The sequence below is a fragment of the Rhizobium sp. PRIMUS64 genome, assembly GCF_023006465.1.
In the GTDB taxonomy this organism is placed as follows: Bacteria; Pseudomonadota; Alphaproteobacteria; order Rhizobiales; family Rhizobiaceae; genus Rhizobium; species Rhizobium leguminosarum.
In genome coordinates this window covers 1-327 of the sequence record NZ_JALBGX010000362.1, presented here as the reverse complement: position 1 = coordinate 327, position 327 = coordinate 1, and the positions used below count along the sequence as shown (strand labels likewise).

Annotated in this window: 1 protein-coding gene; it reads left to right on the top strand. The window is 65.1% G+C overall.

Annotated features, from left to right (window positions below):
• The coding region (locus tag MOV76_RS39570) for an AAA family ATPase (protein ID WP_247266639.1) at positions 1-327 on the top strand (327 nt) is incomplete at both ends.

Here is a 327-nt window from a genome sequence, read left to right as displayed (position 1 = left end):
GCGGCGATCAGGCAGGTCGAAACGCAGGATCCGGAAAACTCCTTCCGGCTCGATCCGGAACAGGTGGACGCCATCCATCATATCACCCGGGACAATGCTATCGCCGCCGTGGTCGGCCTTGCCGGCGCCGGTAAGTCGACCTTGCTTGCCGCCGCACGCGTTGCCTGGGAGAGCGATGGTCGCCGGGTGATCGGCGCTGCCCTTGCCGGGAAAGCAGCCGAAGGGCTGGAAGACAGTTCCGGCATCAGGTCGCGGACACTCGCCGCCTGGGAACTCGCCTGGGCCAGCGGACGCGAATTGCTCGAACGTGGCAATGTGCTTGTCATC